At 69.6% G+C, this 18,806-nt stretch carries 16 protein-coding genes and 1 pseudogene; 6 read left to right on the top strand and 11 right to left on the bottom strand.

Annotated elements, in window-relative coordinates:
- Window positions 1–25 precede the first annotated feature (25 nt).
- A complete protein-coding gene (locus N1032_RS02695) occupies window positions 26–1,876 on the bottom strand; it encodes a dynamin family protein (RefSeq protein WP_259537273.1) in 1,851 nt (616 codons plus the stop codon).
- A gap of 18 nt (window positions 1,877–1,894) precedes the next feature.
- On the bottom strand, window positions 1,895–2,254 hold the full coding sequence (locus tag N1032_RS02690) for a hypothetical protein (protein WP_259537272.1): 360 nt from the start codon (window positions 2,252–2,254) through the stop codon (window positions 1,895–1,897).
- A gap of 130 nt (window positions 2,255–2,384) precedes the next feature.
- Here N1032_RS02690 and N1032_RS02685 point away from each other — a divergent pair, with 130 nt between their 5' ends.
- Window positions 2,385–2,909 (top strand): RNA polymerase sigma factor, encoded by a 525-nt coding sequence (locus N1032_RS02685; RefSeq protein ID WP_259537271.1) that lies wholly within the window; start codon window positions 2,385–2,387, stop codon window positions 2,907–2,909.
- 143 nt (window positions 2,910–3,052) lie between these two features.
- Here N1032_RS02685 and N1032_RS02680 read toward each other — a convergent pair whose 3' ends face one another.
- Window positions 3,053–4,270 (bottom strand): NADP-dependent isocitrate dehydrogenase, encoded by a 1,218-nt coding sequence (locus N1032_RS02680; protein ID WP_259537270.1) that lies wholly within the window; start codon window positions 4,268–4,270, stop codon window positions 3,053–3,055.
- A gap of 127 nt (window positions 4,271–4,397) precedes the next feature.
- Between N1032_RS02680 and N1032_RS02675 the strand changes: the two genes are divergently transcribed.
- Genes N1032_RS02675 through N1032_RS02665 form a run of 3 tightly spaced genes read left to right on the top strand, consistent with a single transcriptional unit; the run spans window position 4,398 to window position 5,632 of the window.
- Window positions 4,398–4,850 carry a GNAT family N-acetyltransferase gene (locus tag N1032_RS02675; RefSeq protein ID WP_259537268.1) on the top strand — a complete coding sequence of 151 codons (453 nt, stop codon included), beginning with the start codon at window positions 4,398–4,400 and terminating at the stop codon, window positions 4,848–4,850.
- 12 nt (window positions 4,851–4,862) lie between these two features.
- Window positions 4,863–5,225 (top strand): MGMT family protein, encoded by a 363-nt coding sequence (locus tag N1032_RS02670; RefSeq protein WP_259537267.1) that lies wholly within the window; start codon window positions 4,863–4,865, stop codon window positions 5,223–5,225.
- Window positions 5,222–5,632, top strand: a complete 411-nt coding sequence (locus tag N1032_RS02665) for a hypothetical protein (protein ID WP_259537266.1) — start codon at window positions 5,222–5,224, stop codon at window positions 5,630–5,632. Before N1032_RS02670 ends, N1032_RS02665 begins: the two co-directional genes overlap by 4 nt.
- 36 nt (window positions 5,633–5,668) lie before the next feature.
- Here N1032_RS02665 and N1032_RS02660 read toward each other — a convergent pair.
- Window positions 5,669–6,358: pseudogene (locus tag N1032_RS02660) on the bottom strand (ABC transporter ATP-binding protein); the annotation flags it as partial.
- Here N1032_RS02660 and N1032_RS02655 point away from each other — a divergent pair.
- A complete protein-coding gene (locus N1032_RS02655; protein WP_259537265.1) occupies window positions 6,255–7,253 on the top strand; it encodes a hypothetical protein in 999 nt (332 codons plus the stop codon). The pseudogene N1032_RS02660 and the gene N1032_RS02655 overlap by 104 nt on opposite strands.
- A gap of 74 nt (window positions 7,254–7,327) precedes the next feature.
- Here N1032_RS02655 and purH read toward each other — a convergent pair whose 3' ends face one another.
- From purH to sucC, 5 genes are all read right to left on the bottom strand, one after another.
- Window positions 7,328–8,965 carry a bifunctional phosphoribosylaminoimidazolecarboxamide formyltransferase/IMP cyclohydrolase gene (gene purH, locus N1032_RS02650; protein ID WP_259537264.1) on the bottom strand — a complete coding sequence of 546 codons (1,638 nt, stop codon included), beginning with the start codon at window positions 8,963–8,965 and terminating at the stop codon, window positions 7,328–7,330.
- Entirely contained in the window at window positions 8,962–9,555 is a 594-nt protein-coding gene (purN, locus tag N1032_RS02645) for a phosphoribosylglycinamide formyltransferase (RefSeq protein ID WP_259537263.1), read from the bottom strand. Before purN ends, purH begins: the two co-directional genes overlap by 4 nt.
- A 2-nt stretch (window positions 9,556–9,557) precedes the next feature.
- Window positions 9,558–10,835: a cell division protein PerM gene (locus N1032_RS02640; RefSeq protein WP_259537262.1), complete on the bottom strand. Its 1,278-nt coding sequence runs from the start codon at window positions 10,833–10,835 to the stop codon at window positions 9,558–9,560.
- 111 nt (window positions 10,836–10,946) lie between these two features.
- On the bottom strand, window positions 10,947–11,849 hold the full coding sequence (gene sucD / locus N1032_RS02635; protein ID WP_259537261.1) for a succinate--CoA ligase subunit alpha: 903 nt from the start codon (window positions 11,847–11,849) through the stop codon (window positions 10,947–10,949).
- A gap of 16 nt (window positions 11,850–11,865) precedes the next feature.
- Window positions 11,866–13,035 carry an ADP-forming succinate--CoA ligase subunit beta gene (gene sucC, locus N1032_RS02630; protein ID WP_259537963.1) on the bottom strand — a complete coding sequence of 390 codons (1,170 nt, stop codon included), beginning with the start codon at window positions 13,033–13,035 and terminating at the stop codon, window positions 11,866–11,868.
- 221 nt (window positions 13,036–13,256) lie between these two features.
- On the opposite strand from sucC, the gene N1032_RS02625 reads away from it, so the two are divergent.
- Window positions 13,257–15,284 (top strand): hypothetical protein, encoded by a 2,028-nt coding sequence (locus tag N1032_RS02625; RefSeq protein ID WP_259537260.1) that lies wholly within the window; start codon window positions 13,257–13,259, stop codon window positions 15,282–15,284.
- Here the strand turns inward: N1032_RS02625 and N1032_RS02620 are convergent.
- Both N1032_RS02620 and N1032_RS02615 read right to left on the bottom strand, forming a co-directional pair.
- Window positions 15,256–17,670, bottom strand: coding sequence for an ATP-dependent helicase (locus tag N1032_RS02620; RefSeq protein WP_259537259.1), 2,415 nt, complete (start codon window positions 17,668–17,670; stop codon window positions 15,256–15,258). The genes N1032_RS02625 and N1032_RS02620 overlap by 29 nt on opposite strands.
- Before the next feature lie 12 nt (window positions 17,671–17,682).
- Window positions 17,683–18,717, bottom strand: coding sequence for a glycerophosphodiester phosphodiesterase family protein (locus N1032_RS02615; RefSeq protein ID WP_259537258.1), 1,035 nt, complete (start codon window positions 18,715–18,717; stop codon window positions 17,683–17,685).
- Between the last annotated feature and the right edge of the window lie 89 nt (window positions 18,718–18,806).

Below are 18,806 nucleotides of genomic sequence, written 5' to 3'. Positions count from 1 at the left end.
GTGGTTCGATCTCGGGCAGCAGAGGTCAGTGCGACAGGCGCGCGAGCTCCGCGTCGAGCACGGCGATCAGCCGCTCGCCGGTGTCGATCTGGTGCTGGATCGACTTCTGGCGATCGCGGCGCTCCTCGAGCGAGCTCTGCCCGGCGCGGCGGGCTGCTTCGGCCTGCTCGGTCGCCTCGCGGATGGCGAGACGGAGGGCCTCGTCGAACTCGCGCTTGGCCCGGAAGCGCAGCGCCGAGAGCAGCCGCTGGGTGGTGTCGCCGAGGTGCTCGCGCAGCTCGCCGGCGGCCCGGGCGACCTGCGCCTGCACCGATCGGCGGTTCGCCTCGGCGGCGGTCGAGCGCATGCCGACGGCGAGCCCGGCCAGCGCGACCCCCATGCCGAGGCCGCCCACCAGCGCCAGAGGTCCGCCTCCGACGATCGCGGGCAGCCCCAGCAGCACGGCGCGGGCGCCCGAGGTCACCTGGCTGACGATGCGGCCGTCGAGGGCGTCGGCGGTCGACCGGGCGGAGTAGTCCACTCGCGACTCGGCTCCGAGTGCCGCGATCAGGGCGACGCTCGGTTCGATCGCCGCGGCGGCGAAACGCTCCACCACGAGGTCGGTGCACCGGGCGAGCAGGGTGCGGCGCAGGTCGTCGTCGAGCACCCCGACCTCGGAGATCATCTGCACCACGAGCTCCTGGGCCGCGGCCTTGCGGCCGATCGGGGCGGCGAGGATACGGTCGGTCCAGGCGTCGCTGAAGCCCCGCACCGCGCTCCGCACGAGCTCGTCGCAGGAGCGCCGGATGTCGTCGATGCGCTCGTCCCAGTCCCACCGGGCCTCGTCGAAGCTGCGTTGCAGGTCGTCGCGCTCACGCCGTCGGGCCTCGAGGGCGGCGATCGCCTCGGGCGTGCCCGACGCGGCCAGCAGGTCGCGGCCGAGGCTCGCGATGATCTGCTGCACGCCGGTGCGACCGAGCCTCAGCGCGTTGAGTGCCGGCAGGCGGTCGACGCGTTCGAGCGGGATGCGAACGGCCGCGAGCAGGTGCTCCAGTCTGCTGGCCGCCAAGATACGCTCGGCTACCGGCGAGTCGCCCCGAGCCTGGGCGTCGAGTGCGGTCTGGGCCGAGACGGCCACGACCGGCACCTCGGCGAGCCGGGGGTCGACCTCGGCGATCACCCGGCGGTTCTCGGCGACGACGGTCGACCACTGCCGCTCGGTCTTGGTGTCGATCTTGTTCACCACCACCACGACCGACTCCACGTAACGGGCGCAGTGGGCCAGGAACTCGGCGGCGTGCCGGGTCATCACCCCGTCAGCATCGGTGACCATGAGCAGGATGCCGGCCCGCTGCGCCCGGGCGATGGCGAGTCGCGCGTGCTGTTCGTTGAGCCCCCCGGTGCCGGGTGTGTCGGTGATGACGAGCTCGGGCAGATAACGGCTCACGACCGCGACATCCGCCCCCAACGGCGGATTCGAGCCCGCCGCGGCGAGCTGGCGGCCGTCGACGCAGACCCAGTTTGCGAGGTCGCCCGGGTCGATCGGCCGCCGCGACCCGTCGGCGAACTCGATGCGCGCCGAACCGGCAGGCAGGTCGTCGGTCGGCGGGCGCAGGTTCAGAAAGGCGCCCGTGGTCTCTCCGTGACCGACGGGCGACACCTCGCCGTCGCCGACCAGCGCGTTGACGAGCGTGCTCTTGCCGCGGCTCACCTCGCCCACCACCACGATGGTGACGGGCTCGCGGCTCGACGCGGCCAGGCGGGCGGTGATCGACTCCATCTCGTCGACCCGCTGCGCCTGCGAGAGGAACGACCGGAGCAGCCTCAGCGCTTCGGAGGTCTGCGCGTCGAGTGGGGTGCCGATCGGCGTTCTGACACTTCGCTCGGGTCGCTCCATGCGCAGTCCTGTCGGCCGTCAGTCGTCGGTGGGGTCGTCGGTGTCGGAGGCGTCGGAGTCGTCGCCGAACAAGTCGTTCGCGTGCTCGCTCCAGTGGTCACCGGCACCGTGCTCCGGCGAGGAGTCCGGATGCTCCGGCGCGAGCGAGGAGTCGTCGCCGAGGTCGTCGTCGGTGGAGCCGGCGTCAGCGCCCTGACCCGCTTCGGCGAGCAGGTCGTCGTCGAGGGCGTCGGGGCGCTCATCGGCCGGCACCAGAGCGGCGAGCTCTGCCGACGGCTCGGCCTCGAACGCGGTGGTGAGCGCGGTCGCCCAGACCGCGTCGGGCATCGACGGCGGCGGCCCCAGCACGGGGTCGTCGGAAGGTGTGTCGGTGGTCATTCCCGCCCTCTCACGGTGGCATCGCCTCTCGAGTCTACGGATTGCCCCGCTGCGACCCGTGCCGTGGCGCGTTTCCTGCCGTAGTCTGTGCTCACCCATGCTCCCGCGTGACCCAGCGAAGAGAGCCACATTGGAAGACCCGTCCGACGAGCGTCGACTCATAGATCGAGCACGCGAGGGAGACACGCGCGCCTTCGATCAGCTGCTTTCGCCGCATCGCGACCGCCTCTGGGGCGTCTGCCTGCGCATCACCGCCAACACCGCCGACGCCGACGACGCGGTGCAGGAGTGCCTCGTCGCCGTGTGGCAGAACCTCGGCTCGTTCCGCTCCGAGTCGCGCTTCTCGACCTGGCTGTTCCGCATCGCCTCGAACGCCGCTCTCGCCGTGGTGCGGCGTCGGCGCGAGTTCGCCACCGAAATCGCCGAGTTCGCCGACGAACGCCAGAACTTCGCCGACGACCTCGCCGAACGCGATCGCATCCAGCGGGCCATCGAGCTCGTGCCCGAGGAATTCCGCGTCACGCTCGTGCTGCGCGAGTACGGCGGCCTCAGCTACGACGAGATCGCCGCGCACCAGGGAATCCTCGTGCAGACGGTCAAGTCGCGCCTGCATCGGGCGCGCGCGGCGATGCGCGACGCTCTGGCGGAGGTCTGACCTCGGGTTAAGGATTCCGGTCACACGGTTCTGATGCATCCGTCGGCCCGATTGTTCCCGACACTCCCAAATCATTCGAACCGCGTGAACGACGAAGGCCCCGACCGATGCGGTCGAGGCCTTCGTGTGCGGTGCGCGGGAGGTCAGGCCCCCATGCGCTCCTTGAGGTTCTCGTCGAGGGTCGCGAGGAACTCCTCCGTGGTCTGGTAGGGCTGGTCGGGGCCGACGAGAAGAGCCAGGTCTTTCGTCATCTTGCCCGACTCGACCGTCTTGATCACGACGTCTTCCAGCGTGAGCGAGAAGTCGATGAGCTCCTGGTTGCCGTCGAGCTTGCCGCGGTGGGCGAGCCCACGGGTCCAGGCGAAGATCGAGGCGATCGGGTTGGTCGAGGTGGGCTTGCCGGCCTGGTGCTGGCGGTAGTGGCGCGTCACGGTGCCGTGCGCGGCTTCGGCCTCGACGACCGATCCGTCGGGAGTCGAGAGAACCGAGGTCATGAGGCCGAGCGAGCCGAAGCCCTGGGCCACGGTGTCGCTCTGCACGTCGCCGTCGTAGTTCTTGCAGGCCCAGACGTAGCCACCCTCCCATTTCATGGCCGAGGCGACCATGTCGTCGATGAGGCGGTGCTCGTAGGTGAGGCCGGCGGCGTCGAACTGCTCCTTGAACTCCGTCTCGAAGATCTCCTGGAAGATGTCTTTGAACCGGCCGTCGTAGGCCTTCAGGATGGTGTTCTTCGTCGAGAGGTAGACCGGGTAGTTGCGGGTCAGGCCGTAGTTGAGCGAGGCGCGGGCGAAGTCGCGGATCGAGGCATCCTGGTTGTACTGCACCTGGGCGATGCCGTCATCCGGAGCGTCGTAGACGTCGAACTTCAGCGGCTCGGAGCCGTCTTCGGGGGTGAACTCGACCGTGAGCTTGCCCTTGCCCTTGAAGACGAAGTCGGTGGCGCGGTACTGGTCGCCGAACGCGTGACGGCCGATGATGATCGGCTTGTTCCAGCCGGGCACGAGACGCGGGATGTTCGAGATGATGATCGGCTCGCGGAAGATGACGCCGCCGAGGATGTTACGGATGGTGCCGTTGGGCGACTTCCACATCTTCTTCAGGCCGAACTCCTCCACACGCGCCTCGTCGGGCGTGATGGTGGCGCACTTGACGCCGACGCCGTGCTTCTGGATGGCGTGGGCCGCGTCGACGGTGACCTGGTCGTCGGTCGCGTCGCGGTGCTCGATGCCGAGGTCGTAGTACTCGAGATTCACATCGAGGTAGGGGTGGATAAGCGTGTCTTTGATGGCCTGCCAGATGATGCGGGTCATCTCGTCGCCGTCGAGTTCGACGACCGTGCCTTCAACCTTGATCTTGGACAATTCTCACTCCTCAACAGCCGCCGGAAATGGGCCGTCCACCAGTTTACCCGTTTTCTCAACTATCTCGACGTCGAGACAGTTTGTGGGTGCGGTAGCGCGGCCCGACCGCAGACGTTAGCCTGAGTCCATGAGTGAACTGAGGCTCGAAGAGCTGTCGGCATCGAACATCGTGGCGGCGAACACGCTCTCCCTCAAGCCCGGTCAGGAACAGTTCGTGGCGCCTGTCTCGCACTCCATCGCCGAGGCCTACGTGAACCCCGCGACGGCCTGGCCGCGCGTGGTGCTCGAAGACGACGAGGTCGTCGGCTTCATCATGGGCAACTTCGATCCCGATGCTCAAGAAGACATCTTCCGCGGCTGCATCTGGCGCATGAACGTGGCCGCCGACGCGCAGGGGCACGGCGTGGGCCGGTTCGCCGTGCACGCCCTGGCCGACGAGGCCCGCTCGCGCGGCTTCGACCGCATCACCGTCATCTTCGAACCTGGCGAGGCCGGCCCGGCCGCGTTCTTCGAGCGCATCGGCTTCGAGGTCATCGGCGAGACGCCCTACGGAGAGACCATCGCCGCCCTCGCGCTGTGACGGTGTGGCGCTGTGACGCCTGAGGCGAGCGCTCCGTCGTTCGTCGACGACGTGCTCGACCTGGTCGACTCCATCCCGCCCGGCTGCGTGCTGAGCTACGGCGACGTCGCCGCTCTGCTCGGCACCCGGGCCGCCCGCGCGGTGGGCACCATCATGCGCAAGTACGGCCACGACCACCCGTGGTGGCGGGTCGTGCGGGCCGGCGGGCTCCCGCCGACCGGGCACGAGGCCCGGGCGCGCAGTCACTACGAGGCCGAGGGCACGCCCCTCCGAGCACTCTCCCGGCATCCGGGGTATGCAGTCGACTACGCTGTAGGTCGGTGGCAGCCGTTGCACCCGGATGCCCACGACGAGAGGACCAACCACAGCCGATGAAAAGACGCGCACTTCTCGCCGGACTCGCGGCGGCAGGTCTCGTCGCAACGCTGTCCGGATGCACGCTCGCGAACGCCATCACTCCTCCCGTCGAATCGCAGCTCTACCCGACCACGGCCGATGCCACGGGCCCGGATGCGACGATCGCCATTCCGAGTTGGGTTCCCGACGACGCGTCGATGATCCGCATCAAGGAGAACAGCCAGACCGGCGAGGCCATCATGCAGTTCGGCGACCCGGCACCCGAGCCCATCGGCACGCCGTGCGACGCCTCTCAGGCCGACAGCACCCCGGCGCTCGACGACACCTGGTGGCCGCAGTCGCTCGACACGTCGGCGCTCACCTGCCAAGACGGCTGGCACATCTCGTTCATGTACGGCTCGCAGTACTTCGCCTGGAAGCCCTGAGCCTGACCACAACCGCCCGGTCGCGTCAGGCCCGGCTCAGACCAGCGAGTCGCGCCAGGAGGCGTGCAGCTGGGCGAATCGCCCCTCACCGGCGATGAGCTGCTCGGGCGAACCGTCTTCGACGATGCGCCCGTGCTCCATCACCAGCACCCGGTCGGCGATCGACACCGTCGAGAGCCGGTGGGCGATGATCACCGCGGTGCGATCGGCCAGCAGGGTCTGCAGGGCGTCTTGCACCAGCCGCTCGCTCGGGATGTCGAGTGACGCGGTCGCCTCGTCGAGAATGAGCACCGCCGGGTCGGCGAGGAACGCCCGCGCGAACGAGATCAGCTGACGCTGACCGGCCGACACGCGACCGCCGCGCTTGTTGACGTCGGTCTCGTAGCCGTTCGGCAGCGCGCGGATGAACTCGTCGGCCCCCACCGCCCGAGCGGCGGCGATGATCTCGTCGCGACTCGCTTCCGGCTTGCCGATGGCGATGTTGTCGGCCACGGTGCCCGAGAACAGGTAGGCCTCCTGGGTGACCATCACGATGGCCCGCCGCAGGTCTTTCGGGTGCAGGTCGCGCAGATCGATGCCGTCGAGCGTCACCCGGCCCTGGGTCGGGTCGTAGAAGCGCGAGATGAGTTTGGCGAGCGTCGACTTGCCCGCGCCGGTCGAGCCGACGAGCGCGACCGTCTGCCCCGCGGGGATGTCGAGATCGAAGGTCGGCAGAATCGGACGATCGGCGGTAGCCGCGGGGCGCGAGGATCTTGCGCAGCTGCCGGATGCCGTCGGAGTTCGTGCGCCCGCCGCGGCCGACGTAGACGGTCGACCCGATCTTGAGCACGTCGCCGCCGTCGAGGGTTCCGGGCCGCTGGATGCGCACGGTCTCGAGGCCGAGCGACTCGACGCTGTCCTCCACAGCCGGGATCTCGTCGATCCGCTCGTCGGCGCCGGGGCTGCCGATCACCGCGAGTGCGCCGAACATCACGACCGCGTCTTCGACGAAGACCGAGTCGGGCAGGTCGTCGGCTGTGGGCACCTCGACCGGGTCCCAGCCGGCGCCGGTGAGGGCGGCGACATACGTCTCCCACTGCTCCTCGGCCAGCTCGAGGTCGACGTCGGAGCGGTCGATGTGCGTGACCAGACCGTCTTCGAGCGTGGCCGCCGGGCGCCTCACGAGCACGTACTTCTTGCGCAGCACCTCTTCTTGCTCGTCGATCACGATGGCGGCGTGGATGCGCCGCGCCAGCGTGACCGAGGTGACCGTGGCGGCGAGCACGAACAGCAGCTCGAGACCCACGAGGCTCTGCAGCAGCACCACGATCAGGTCGCCCGTGAGCGGGGCGCCGAGGGTCAGCTGCGCGACGCCGAGGCCCACGACCGCCGCGACCACGCCGCCGACGAGGCCCGCGATGAGCGCGGTGTACCAGCGCCGGTAGGCGCCGACGAGACCGAAGACCGACGCGAACACGAACAGGAACAGCGCCGACCAGATGTAGAAGTCGTTGGCGCTCGGAAAGATCTGCGGGTTCTGTCCCTGCCCGAGAAAAGCGGCGAGCATGCTGACCGAGTAGGCCACGGCCCCCACCGTGGCGCCCGCGGCGATCGACGCGACGAGCGATCGAAGCCGGAATGAAGACATGATTTGACCTTAGGGGATGCTGTCTGAACGATTCCGGCGAGCGAGGTGAACGCCGGCTCGGAACGAACTCAGTGGAAGAAGTGCCGTTCCCCGGTGAAGTACATGGTGACGCCCGCCTTCTGAGCAGCCTCGATCACCTCGGCGTCGCGCACCGATCCGCCGGGCTGCACCACCGCCGCGACTCCCGCGTCGAGCAGCACCTCGAGACCGTCGGCGAACGGGAAGAACGCGTCGGATGCCGCCACCGACCCGGCCGCCCGGTCGCCCGCGCGCGTCACCGCCAGGTGGCATGAATCAACCCGGTTGACCTGGCCCATGCCGACGCCCACCGAGGCGCCGTCGTGGGCGAGCAGGATGGCGTTGGACTTCACCGAGCGGCACGCCTTCCATGCGAACTCGAGGTCGTCGAGCGTCGCCTCGTCGGCCGCCTCGCCCGACACCAGGGTCCAGGCCGAGCGGTCGAGACCGTCGAACGTGTCGGGCGACTGGGCGAGGAAACCGCCGCTGATCTGGCGCAGCTCCACGCCCTCGCGGGCGTAGCCCTCCGGCAGGGTGAGCAGGCGCAGGTTCTTCTTCGTCTGCAGCAGCTCGAGGGCGTCGTCGTCGAAGGCGGGCGCCACGAGCACCTCGGTGAAGATGTCCTTCACCGTCTCGGCCATCGCGATGGTGACGGTGCGGTTGGCCGCGATCACGCCGCCGTAGGCCGACACCGGGTCGCAGGCGTGCGCTTTCGCGTGGGCGGAGGCGATGGCGTCGGCGGCATCCGGGTCGGCCACCGCGATACCGCACGGGTTCGCGTGCTTGATGATGGCGACGGCGGGCTCGGCGAAGTCGAAGGCGGCGCGAACCGCCGCATCGGCGTCGACGTAGTTGTTGTACGACATCTCCTTGCCGTGCAGCTGGATCGCCTGGGCGATGCCCCGGCCGTCGGTGCGGGTGTAGATGGCGGCCTGCTGGTGCGAGTTCTCGCCGTAGCGCAGGGTCGCGGCGCGGTCTGCGTCGACGTGCAGGCTGGTCGGGAAGCCGGCCGCGGCATCCGTCACCCCGCCGTCGGCGATGGTCGCGGCATCACCGGAGGCGAGCTGCTCGGCGAACCAGGCGGCGACGGCGGTGTCGTAGGAGGCCGTGTGCGCGAACGCCTCGGCGGCCAGCCGGCGCCGCACGTCGAGCGCCGTGCCGCCGGCGGCGAGCGCGGCCTCGATGTCGGTGTAGCGGTCGGGCGACACCACGATGGCGACGTTGGCGAAGTTCTTGGCCGAGGCGCGCACGAGGGCGGGGCCTCCGATGTCGATCTGCTCGATGACGGCGTCGGATGCCGCGCCCGAGGCGACCGTCTCCCGGAACGGGTAGAGGTTCACCACCACGAGATCGAACCCGCGGATGCCGAGCTGCTCGAGCTGATGACGGTGCGACTCGAGCCTCAGGTCGGCCAGGATGCCGGCGTGCACGCCCGGGTGCAGCGTCTTCACGCGGCCGTCGAGCGACTCGGGGAACCCGGTGACGCTCGACACCTCGGTGACCTCGACACCGGCCTCGGCGATGGTCTTGGCGGTGGAGCCGGTCGACACGATCTCGACGCCGGCCGCGGCGAGCGCCTGCACGAACGGCACGAGACCCGTCTTGTCGCTGACCGAGATCAGCGCCCGGGTGACCGGCACGGTGTCGCGGTGGGTGTAGAGGCTCGGGTCGTGCTGGGGGCCACTCATCGTGCTGCTATCTCCTTGAGATCGACTTCTCCGTTGGCGATGTCGAGCACGGCCTGCACCAGCAGCTCGCGTTCGACGGTCTTGATGCGTTCGTGCAGCTCGTGCTCGGTGTCGCCCGGGTAGACCGGCACGGCCCGCTGCACGATGACCGGCCCGGTGTCGACGCCCTCGTCGATGACGTGCACGGTCACCCCCGTCGTGTCGACGCCCGCGGCGAGCGCGTCGCGAACCGCGTGCGCGCCGGGGAACGCGGGCAGCAGGGCGGGGTGGGTGTTGATGATGCGGGGTGCGAGCGCCGACACCACCGCCGGAGGCAGGATGCGCATGAACCCGGCGCACACCACGAGGTCGGGCGACCAGCGTTCGATCTGCTCCAGCAGTTCGGCGCCCCACGCCTCGCGCGACGCGAAGGAGGTCGGCACGACGGTGAACGTCGGGATGTCGAATGCCTCGGCATGGGCGAGGCCGTCGGCGTCGGTGTCGGAGCCGACCGCGATGACCCGGGCCGGGTAGTCGGCGTCGCTCGACGCCTCGAGGAGCGCCCGCAGATTGGAGCCTCCCCCTGAGATCAGAACCAGGAGAGAGAGCACGATCACAGTGTATCGGGCGTGCCAGGGCCTCCCGTGCGGGCATCGGCGGGCTCGCGGCGCGAGGCTCCGGCGATCAACCCGAGCAGCACCGAGAGGGTGAGTTCGACGAAGGCCCAGAGCCACACGGCGCCCGCGTTCGGCCCGACATCCGCAAGCCGGCCGGGCCCCGCCGCGCCACCCGACCACAGGGCGAGGAGGGCCAGGATGCTCGCGCCCACGACCCCGGAGCCGACCGCGGTGAGGGCCAGTCGGATGCCGCGGCCGCGGCGGCCTCGCACGGCGGCGAGGTAGCCCGGCCGCAGAATCGCCGCGGTGAAGTACCCGACCGCGATCGGCACGAGGAGTCCGACGAAGCCGAGGGCCGGCGTGCCGTTGGGCAGGGCGCCGAGCACCGGCAACGACGGCACGAGTCCGAGCTGGGTGCCGAGCGGCGAGACGGCCGATCCGGTGCCGATGGCGAAGCCGGGGCCGACGAACCAGCTCGCGGTCCAGACGATGAGGTTGGGCAGCACGGCCAGTTGGGCGACGGTGAGCGAGATGCCGCCCACGAGCCCGGCCTGCAGGCTCTCGTAGAGGGCGACGATCGAGGCGAAGTTCACCACGAGGATGAGGGCCATCGCGATCGCCGAGATACCCACCACGCCGGCGGCGCTGATCGCGCCGGCGCGGAGCATCAGGCGCACGAGGCCGCGGTCGCTGGGGTCGATGGCCGCGACGCGCCCGCCGAGGCGTCTGCGCAGCCCCGAGGCCTCGCCGAGTTCGAGCGACGGCACCCGCCGGGTGGCCCAGGCGTAGCCGATGGCGAGCCCGGCCGCGTAGACGAGAGCCGGGAACACGATGCTCTGCCCGATCGAGGGCAGCGCGGCCAGGTCGCGGGCGCTCACGCAGACGAGCAGTGCGAGGGCGGCGAACGCCACGACCCCGACGACGGCCCCGGTGATCGGATAGGGCGTCGCGGTGAGTCGACGGCCCGATCGCACGCCGAGCAGCACCGTGATGACGGCGAAGCCGAGAGGGGCGAGGCCGACTTCGAACGGCAGCTGGGCGCCGTCGATGCCGAGCCGCAGCGCGAGGTCGGGATCGAGCGTGAGCAGCAGGTCGACGCCGTTGCCGAGCAACCACAGGTCGCCGGCCGCCCGCCAGAAGGCGAGCCAGTCGATCGCGAGGTCGAACTGGGCGGCCCAGAGGATGGTGAGCGGGATGAGCGGGATGCCGACGCCGATCGCGACGACGATCACCGCGTCGAGGGCGGAGAGCAGGGCGGTGACTGGGCGATTCATGCGTGGCCGAGCCTACCCGCCGCCCCCACCCATGCCCCGACGGCACGCTCGCGGCGACGAGAAAGGCCCGCGCCGGCGAACCGGCACGGGCCTGTCTCGTCGAACTCCGGGCTACAGGGCGGCGTAGACCTCGCGCAGCAGGGCCGCGGTCTCGCTCGGGGTCTTGCCGACGCGCACGCCGGCGGCCTCGAGGGCCTCCTTCTTGGCCTGAGCGGTGCCGGCCGAGCCCGAGACGATGGCGCCCGCGTGGCCCATGGTCTTGCCTTCGGGAGCAGTGAACCCGGCCACGTAGCCGACGACCGGCTTCGTGACGTTGGCCTTGATGAAGTCGGCCGCGCGCTCCTCGGCGTCGCCGCCGATCTCGCCGATCATGACGATCGCCTTGGTCTCGGGGTCGGCCTCGAAGGCGGCGAGCGCGTCGATGTGGGTGGTGCCGATGATCGGGTCGCCGCCGATGCCGATGGCGGTCGAGAAGCCGAGGTCGCGCAGCTCGTACATCATCTGGTAGGTCAGCGTGCCCGACTTCGACACCAGGCCGATCGGGCCCTTGCCGGTGATGTTCGCCGGCGTGATGCCCACGAGCGACTCGCCCGGCGTGATGATGCCGGGGCAGTTCGGCCCGATGATGCGGGTCTGGTTGCCCTTCTCCTTGGCGTAGGCCCAGGCCTCGGCCGAGTCCTGCACGGGGATGCCCTCGGTGATCACGACGAGGAGCGGGATCTCGGCGTCGATGGCCTCGATGATCGCGTCTTTCGAGAACGCGGGGGGCACGAACGCGATCGACACGTCGGCGCCGGTGGCCTCGATGGCCTCCTTCACGGTGCCGAACACGGGCAGCTCGACGGTGCTGCCGTCGGCGGCGGTGTGCGAGACGGTGGTGCCGGCCTTGCGGGCGTTGACGCCGCCCACGACCTGCGTGCCCGCCTTCAGCATGAGCGCCGTGTGCTTGGTGCCCTCGCCGCCGGTGATGCCCTGGACGATGACCTTGGAATCCTTGTTCAGAAAAATCGACATGCTCTCTCGTCCTTACTTACTTCGCCGCGGCAGCGAGCTCGGCGGCCTTGTCGGCACCCTCGTCCATGGTGAGGGCCAGGGTCACGAGCGGATGCGCCGCCTCTTCGAGGATGCGCCGGCCCTCCTCGACCTTGTTGCCGTCGAGGCGCACCACGAGCGGCTTGCTGGCGGTGTCGCCGAGCACCTCGAGGGCGCCCACGATGCCGTTGGCGACCGCGTCGCACGCGGTGATGCCGCCGAAGACGTTCACGAACACGCTCTTCACCTGCGGGTCGCCGAGAATCACGTCGAGCCCGTTCGCCATCACCTGGGCGGATGCTCCGCCGCCGATGTCGAGGAAGTTGGCCGGCTTCACGCCGTCGTGCTTCTCGCCGGCGTAGGAGACGACGTCGAGGGTCGACATCACGAGCCCCGCGCCGTTGCCGATCACGCCGACCTGGCCGTCGAGCTTCACGTAGTTGAGGCCGAGCTTCTTGGCCTTCGCCTCGAGCGGGTCGGCCGCCTCGGCGTCTTCGAGCGCCTCGTGGCCCGGGTGACGGAAGTCGGCGTTCTCGTCGAGCGAGACCTTGCCGTCGAGGGCGATGATGTCGCCCTCCTCGGTCAGCACGAGGGGGTTCACCTCCACGAGCGTGGCGTCTTCGCCCTTGTAGACGTCCCACAGCTTCACGAACACCGGTGCGACCTTGTCGACCAGCTCGGCGGGGAACTTGGCATCGACCGCGATCGCCTTCGCCGTGTCGAGGTCGATGCCCTTGATCGGGTCGACTTCGATGCGGGCGAGGGCCTCCGGGCGCTCGACGGCGAGCTGCTCGATCTCCATGCCGCCCTCGTAGCTGGTGAGCGACAGGTAGGAGCGGTTGGCCCGGTCGAGCAGCACCGAGAAGTAGAACTCCTGCGCGATGCGCGCTCCGCCGGCCACCATGACGCGCTTGACGACGTGGCCCTTGATGTCGAGGCCGAGAATCGCCTTCGCGGCCTCTTCGGCGGCGGCGGGGTCTTTGGCGACCTTCACGCCACCGGCCTTGCCACGCCCGCCGACCTTGACCTGGGCCTTCACGACCGTCACACCGCCGAGCTTCTCGGCCGCCGCCCTGACCTCGTCAGGGGTGTCGGCGACGATGCCCGGCAGCACCGGCACACCATAGCTTTCGAACAGGTCTCGGGCTTGGTACTCGAATAGATCCACGCTGGTCTTCCAATCCGCATTCTTCTCGTCGTCCTGGGGTGAGGACATGACTCAAGGCTCGACGAAGAGAAGGTCTCCCCTTCGTCGCTCCGGACACCACCAAGAACTCTACCCCCGCGGAGATACGGGTCTTGTCCTCCCCCGATGCCCGGATGCGCCGCAGACTCCACAGATCGAAGCCACTCGGTCCACGGCCCCGGCCGGCCCGACACCCTGAAGGCATGAACCGCCACCTCCGCATCCTCACCGCCGCCCTGTTCACACTCGTCACACTCTCCGTCGTCGTCGGCGCCGGCCACACGACCGCGTTCGCCGTGCGCGCCCTCGCGCACGGGCAAGGAGTGCTGTGGAACGCCGACCACGCCTCCTGGATCGGCAACTACGAGCTCGACGACGGCAACTTCGGCTACTGCATCGACGTCTCGCGGCATGCCCCCGCCGGGGCCGACGTCGACTACGTCAACGGCGGAGACACCGGATGGTTCTCCCCCGACGACTCGGCCAGGCTCACCTTCATCTCGCGCAACTGGGGCTCCCCCGCCGACGCCCTCACGGCCGCCGCCGCTCAGCTGGCGACGTGGACCATCACGGGACTAGCCGGCCACGACCAGGCCTACTTCGCCCAGCGCGCCAACGCCGACGCCGCACTCGTGCTGCAGACGGCGAACCACATGCTGCACATCGTCGACGGCCCGGGCGGGGCGTCGCGCGGTGCGTCGGCGACGGCCGAGCTCACCCTCGACGGCGACACGGGCACCGTCGTGTCGCAAGTCGTCGCCGACTACCTCGCGGGCCCGTCCTCCATCGACCCCGGCACGTTCAGTTCGACCATGACGTTGCAGGGCGCCACCTTCGACGACGGCAATCGGGCGGCGGTGATCAAGAACGGCGTCGTGGCGCGCATCCATCCCGACCAGGTCGGCGCCACCGAGCACGTCTCGGTGGAGGTCGCCTATCACGACCTGCCGTTCGGCACCGGCTTCCGTCTGGGCCGAAACACCGGCGACACCCAGAACCTGCTGGTGACCATGCCCTTCCCCCTCGACGTGCGGGCCTCCGCCGCCGCGGCGGGGCCCACCGCTCTGCCGTTCCGGCCGCTCGTGCAGACCACCTCGAGCTCGACGACTGCCCGTCCTGGAGACGAGCTCACCGACACCCTCCACCTGGGCGTGCACCCGGAGTCGAAGACCGGAAAGGAGTGGGGGGTCTACCGAGCCGCCGGCGGCACCCTCGAACTCATCCCGGTGGTGATCGAGAGCAGGCTGCTGGGCCCGTTCTCCACGCCTCCGGTCGAGGCCGATTCCATGCCGGCCGACGCCCCGGAGGTCTGCTCCGTGGAGGTCGAGGTCGACACGGGCCCAGGTGTCTACGAGACGCCGCCGTGCGTCGTCCCGACCCCGGGTTACTACGTGTGGGTCGACTCGATCGATCCGGCGCGAACCCCCGTCGATCGCGGTCGCGACCGGTTGACCGGCTGGACGTCGCCTTTCGGAGTGGCGACGGAGACCACCCTCGTGCCGGCGGAGCCGCGCATCGAGACGACGGCCTCGGCGAACGAGGTGAAGCAGAAGACGTGCATCAGCGACAGCCTGACGGTCACAGGGCTCCCGTCGGGCATCGATCCCGTCGTCGTGAGATCGACGCTGATCGGCCCCTTGGGCGTGGCACCGGAAGCCGAGAGCACGCCCGCCGGCTGGGAGGGGTTCCCCGTCGCCGGCGCGGTCACCACGCGCGTGGCCACCGACGGCACCCACCGCACTCCGTGCATCTCGGTGACGAAGCCGGGCTTCTACTACTTCGTCTTCGAGACCACGTCGGGGGACGCCTCGAGCGGTTCCGCGACGCCCGACGAGAATGGTGGAGAGACGTCGTCGGTCGCGGCGTCGCCCGCAGGGCCCGGGCTGAGTTCGTCGGGTCTGGGGCCACTCGTTCCGCCGGTGAGCGACACCCGGGTGCACGCGTCGGAGTCGGTGGAGTTCGCGGCGCCGCCTGCGACGCCGACGCCCACGGCACCGCCGACGCCTCCGGCGACCGCTCCCGCAGTGCCGGTGACCCCCGCGCCGCCGGTGACAGCACTCGCCCGCACCGGCGTGGCGGGCGAGCCGAGCGCTGTCGCGGTCGCCCTGTCGGTCGGCCTCATCGTGATCGGTCTGGCCGTGGTCGGCCTCGTGGCCGTCGCTCGCACGGCAGCGGCGTCAGGCCCCGACGGGAACCGCGCGGTCAGATCTTCTCGATCGGAGCGATCTTGATCAGCAGCTTCTTCGGCCCGGCCGCCTCGAACTGCACATGAGCAACCCGCTTCGGCCCGACGCCGGTCACCTGGTTCACCCGGCCCTCGCCGAAATCGGTGTGGCGGATGCGGTCGCCCGGCACGAGCTCGAGGTCGCCGTTGTCGCGCACCTGGCCGGTGACGCGGTTCGCCCACTCCGTCTTCGGCTTCGGGGGTGCCGGGGGAATGCCGTAGCCCGAGTCGCTGCCCCAGCGCGATCCGCCGCCATACGACGATCGCCCGCGAGAGGCGTTCAGCGCCCGGGGCTCGGTGCCACCCCGCGAGGTGGCCATGCCGGGCGACTGGATCCACTCCACCAGTTCGGCCGGAATCTCCTGCAGATACCGGCTCGGCATGGCGACGGCCGTCTCACCGAACTGTGCGCGCGTCATGGCCAGCGAGAGAAAGAGGCGCTTGCGGGCACGGGTGATGCCGACGTAGAAGAGCCGGCGCTCCTCGGCCGGCCCACCGGGCTCACCGGCCGACATCCGGTGCGGCAGCAGGTCTTCTTCGACACCGGTCAAGAACACGGCGTCGTATTCCAGGCCTTTCGCCGTGTGCAGCGTCATCAGCGACACGGTGCCGCTGCTGTCGTCGAGGTCGTCGACCGCCGCCACGAGCGACACCTCGGTCAAGAAGTCGAGCAGCGTGCCGTCGGGGTTGTTGCGGTTGAACTCCTTCGTCACCGCCAGAAGCTCTTCGACGTTCTCGGCGCGCGCTTCGTCTTGCGGGTCACGACTGGCGCGCAGCGTGGTGACGTAGGCGCTCTTCTCCATCAGCAGGGCGAGCACCTCACTCACCGGAGCCTGCCCACCGGGCCGGTCGGGGTCGATCAGTTCGGTCGCCTCATCGAGCAGCGTGGCCAGCTGCAGGATGGCGCCGGTCACCTTCGGCCCGAGCCCGAGGTCGCCCGCACGCCGCATCGCCTCGCGGTAGGTCACGTTCTCACGCTCGGCATACGACGCCAGCTGGGTCTCGGTGGCGGGGCCGATGCCGCGCTTCGGGGTGTTCAGGATGCGCCGCAACGCGAGCCCGTCGAAAGGGTTGGCCACCGCGGTGAGGTAGGCCATCGCGTCTTTGATCTCGGCGCGCTCATAGAACTTCGTGCCCCCCAGAACGCGGTAGGGCAGCGCGGAGCGGATGAAGATCTCCTCCAACGCTCTGGTCTGCGAGTTGGTGCGGTAGAACACGGCGATCTGGTTGTAGGGCATGCCGCCGTCGTGGAGCTTGGCGATCTCGTCGGCGACGAACTGGGCCTCGTCGTGACCCGAATAGCCGGTGAAGCCGATGATCTTGTCGCCGTCGCCCACCGCCGTCCACAGCTTCTTGTCTTTGCGGTCGAAGTTGTTCGAGATGACGGCGTTCGCGGCCGAGAGGATGTTCTGCGTCGACCGGTAGTTCTGCTCGAGCAGCACCACGGTCGCCCCGGGGAAGTCGCGCTCGAACTCGACGATGTTGCGGATGTCGGCGCCGCGGAACGCGTAGATCGACTGGTCCGAGTCGCCCACCACGGTGAGCGAGGCCCCTCCGCCGGCGAACGACTGGATGCCGGCCAATTCGTTCGACTGCGGTGGCCGGGTCAGCTCACGGATCAGGGCGTACTGGGCGTGGTTGGTGTCTTGGTACTCGTCGACCAGGATGTGACGGAACCGCCGCTGGTATTTCTCGGCCACCTGCGGGAACGCGCGGAAGAGGAACACGGTCTGGCTGATCAGGTCGTCGAAGTCGAACGCGTTCGCCTCGCGCAACGCGCGGGAGTAGGCGCGGAAGATCTCGACGAACATCGCGTCTTGCGGGTCGGAGAAGTTCGCCTGGCGAGCGTAGGTGTCGGCGTCGGAGAGTTCGTTCTTGAGCTTCGAGATCTTGCCGGTGACCTGCGAGACGGTGAACCCGAAGGTGTCGGCCTGCAGGTCTTTGATGATGCGCTTGACGAGCGCCCGCGAATCCTGCGAGTCGTAGATGGTGAAGCTCTTGGTGAACCCGAAGTTCTCGGCCTCGCGACGCAGGATGCGCACGCACGCCGAGTGGAACGTCGAGATCCACATGCCCTCCGCCACCTGGCCCAGCAGGTGCGCGACGCGCTCACGCATCTCGGCCGCCGCCTTGTTCGTGAAGGTGATGGCGAGGATCTGGCTCGGCCACGCCTCGCCCCCCTTGATGAGGCTCGCGATGCGGTGGGTGAGCACGCGGGTCTTGCCACTGCCGGCGCCCGCGACGATGAGCAGCGCCGGCCCGCGGTAGACGACGGCCTCGCGCTGCTCGGGGTTCAGCCCGTCGAGCAGCTCATCGTCGTCGCCCTGCACGCCGGGGCCGCCGACGATGATCGGGCGAATGCCCCTGGTTGTCGATTCGGTGGTGTCGCTCATGCTGCACCAAGTTTAGGCCGCACCACCGACAGCGCTGCGAGCGGCGACCGCGAGATCGGGCTGGTCGGCGAACACCCCGTCCACCCCCGATTCGAGAACCGAGCGGAAGTACTGCTCCCATTGACCGTGAGCGGCCTTGTCGTGACCGATCCGGTAGTTGCGGGGCAGAAATCGGTTCTCGGCGCGGAGGGTCCAGGTGAAGACGTCGAGTCCGGCGGCGTGTGCGCGGTGAACGACATCCGAGGGCGCGTGCGCAGCCCCGGTGAGGTCGCGCGGCACGATGAGCGCGGTGTCGAGGCTGATTCCGTCGACCTCGGCCGCCAGCGCAGCGAGGCCGTCATCGGTGAGGAACGCCGCGTAGTCGCGCGCCTTCGCGCCCGACCGCGCGATCTCGTCGAAGGGGGCACCGGATGCCTCGAGCAAGAACACATACCGCGCCGGCAGCCCCGCGGCAGCCAGCCCCGCGAGCACCGTCTTCTCGAACGACTCCACGACGAGCTGCTCCGGCCGCTCGCTCCACCCTGCGTCGGCGAGTTCCGCGGCCACGATCTCGCCGAGCGGCAGTCCGATCGAGTCGAAATAGGTCGCGTGCTTCAGCTCCACGACCGCCGACCGGGCGACGCCCTGCTCGCTTGCGCAGTCGTCGACGATCTTCAGCACGTCGGAGAGGCGCAGGATGCCGAACCGGTCGTCGAAGCTCGCACTCGACGGGCGGATCGCCGGCAGCCGCTCCCGGGCCTTCAGGGTGCCCAGCTCCGCCCAGGTGAAATCCTCGGTGAACCACCCGCTCAGAGCCTCGCCGTCGACCGACTTCGTCGTGCGGCGGCTCGCGAACTCGCCCCGGGTCGAGACGTCGGTCGTTCCCGAGATCTCGTTCTCGTGGCGCACGACCGGCACACCGTCGAGCGACAGCACGACGTCGGGCTCCACGGCGTCGGCGCCCAACGCGAACGCGAGTTCATAGGCCGAGGCCGTGTGCTCGGGGCGGTAGCCGCTGGCACCGCGGTGGCCGATGACGAGGGGGCGTGCGGGTGGGAGCGGAGTCACCCTCACACGCTACGCCGAGGGCGCCCCGCGCGTTCGCCCAGGGCGTCTCGCGCAGGCCCGAATCAAGCGGATTACCAGCGATCACGAGC

Source organism: Herbiconiux daphne, from assembly GCF_024979295.1.
Lineage (GTDB): Bacteria > Actinomycetota > Actinomycetes > Actinomycetales > Microbacteriaceae > Herbiconiux > Herbiconiux daphnes.
The sequence above is the reverse complement of the archived record's forward strand: the minus strand, read 5'-3'. Positions and strand labels throughout refer to the sequence as shown.

Excerpts from the sequence above, each read along its gene's own strand:
- N1032_RS02695 (WP_259537273.1), bottom strand. The coding sequence starts at position 1,876 with ATGGAGCGACCCGAGCGAAGTGTCAGAACGCCGATCGGCACCCCACTC.
- N1032_RS02690 (WP_259537272.1), bottom strand. The coding sequence starts at position 2,254 with ATGACCACCGACACACCTTCCGACGACCCCGTGCTGGGGCCGCCGCCG.
- N1032_RS02675 (WP_259537268.1), top strand. The coding sequence starts at position 4,398 with ATGAGTGAACTGAGGCTCGAAGAGCTGTCGGCATCGAACATCGTGGCG.
- N1032_RS02665 (WP_259537266.1), top strand. The coding sequence starts at position 5,222 with ATGAAAAGACGCGCACTTCTCGCCGGACTCGCGGCGGCAGGTCTCGTC.
- N1032_RS02655 (WP_259537265.1), top strand. The coding sequence starts at position 6,255 with ATGAGTTTGGCGAGCGTCGACTTGCCCGCGCCGGTCGAGCCGACGAGC.
- purH (WP_259537264.1), bottom strand. The coding sequence starts at position 8,965 with ATGAGTGGCCCCCAGCACGACCCGAGCCTCTACACCCACCGCGACACC.
- N1032_RS02640 (WP_259537262.1), bottom strand. The coding sequence starts at position 10,835 with ATGAATCGCCCAGTCACCGCCCTGCTCTCCGCCCTCGACGCGGTGATC.
- sucD (WP_259537261.1), bottom strand. The coding sequence starts at position 11,849 with ATGTCGATTTTTCTGAACAAGGATTCCAAGGTCATCGTCCAGGGCATC.
- N1032_RS02625 (WP_259537260.1), top strand. The coding sequence starts at position 13,257 with ATGAACCGCCACCTCCGCATCCTCACCGCCGCCCTGTTCACACTCGTC.
- N1032_RS02620 (WP_259537259.1), bottom strand. The coding sequence starts at position 17,670 with ATGAGCGACACCACCGAATCGACAACCAGGGGCATTCGCCCGATCATC.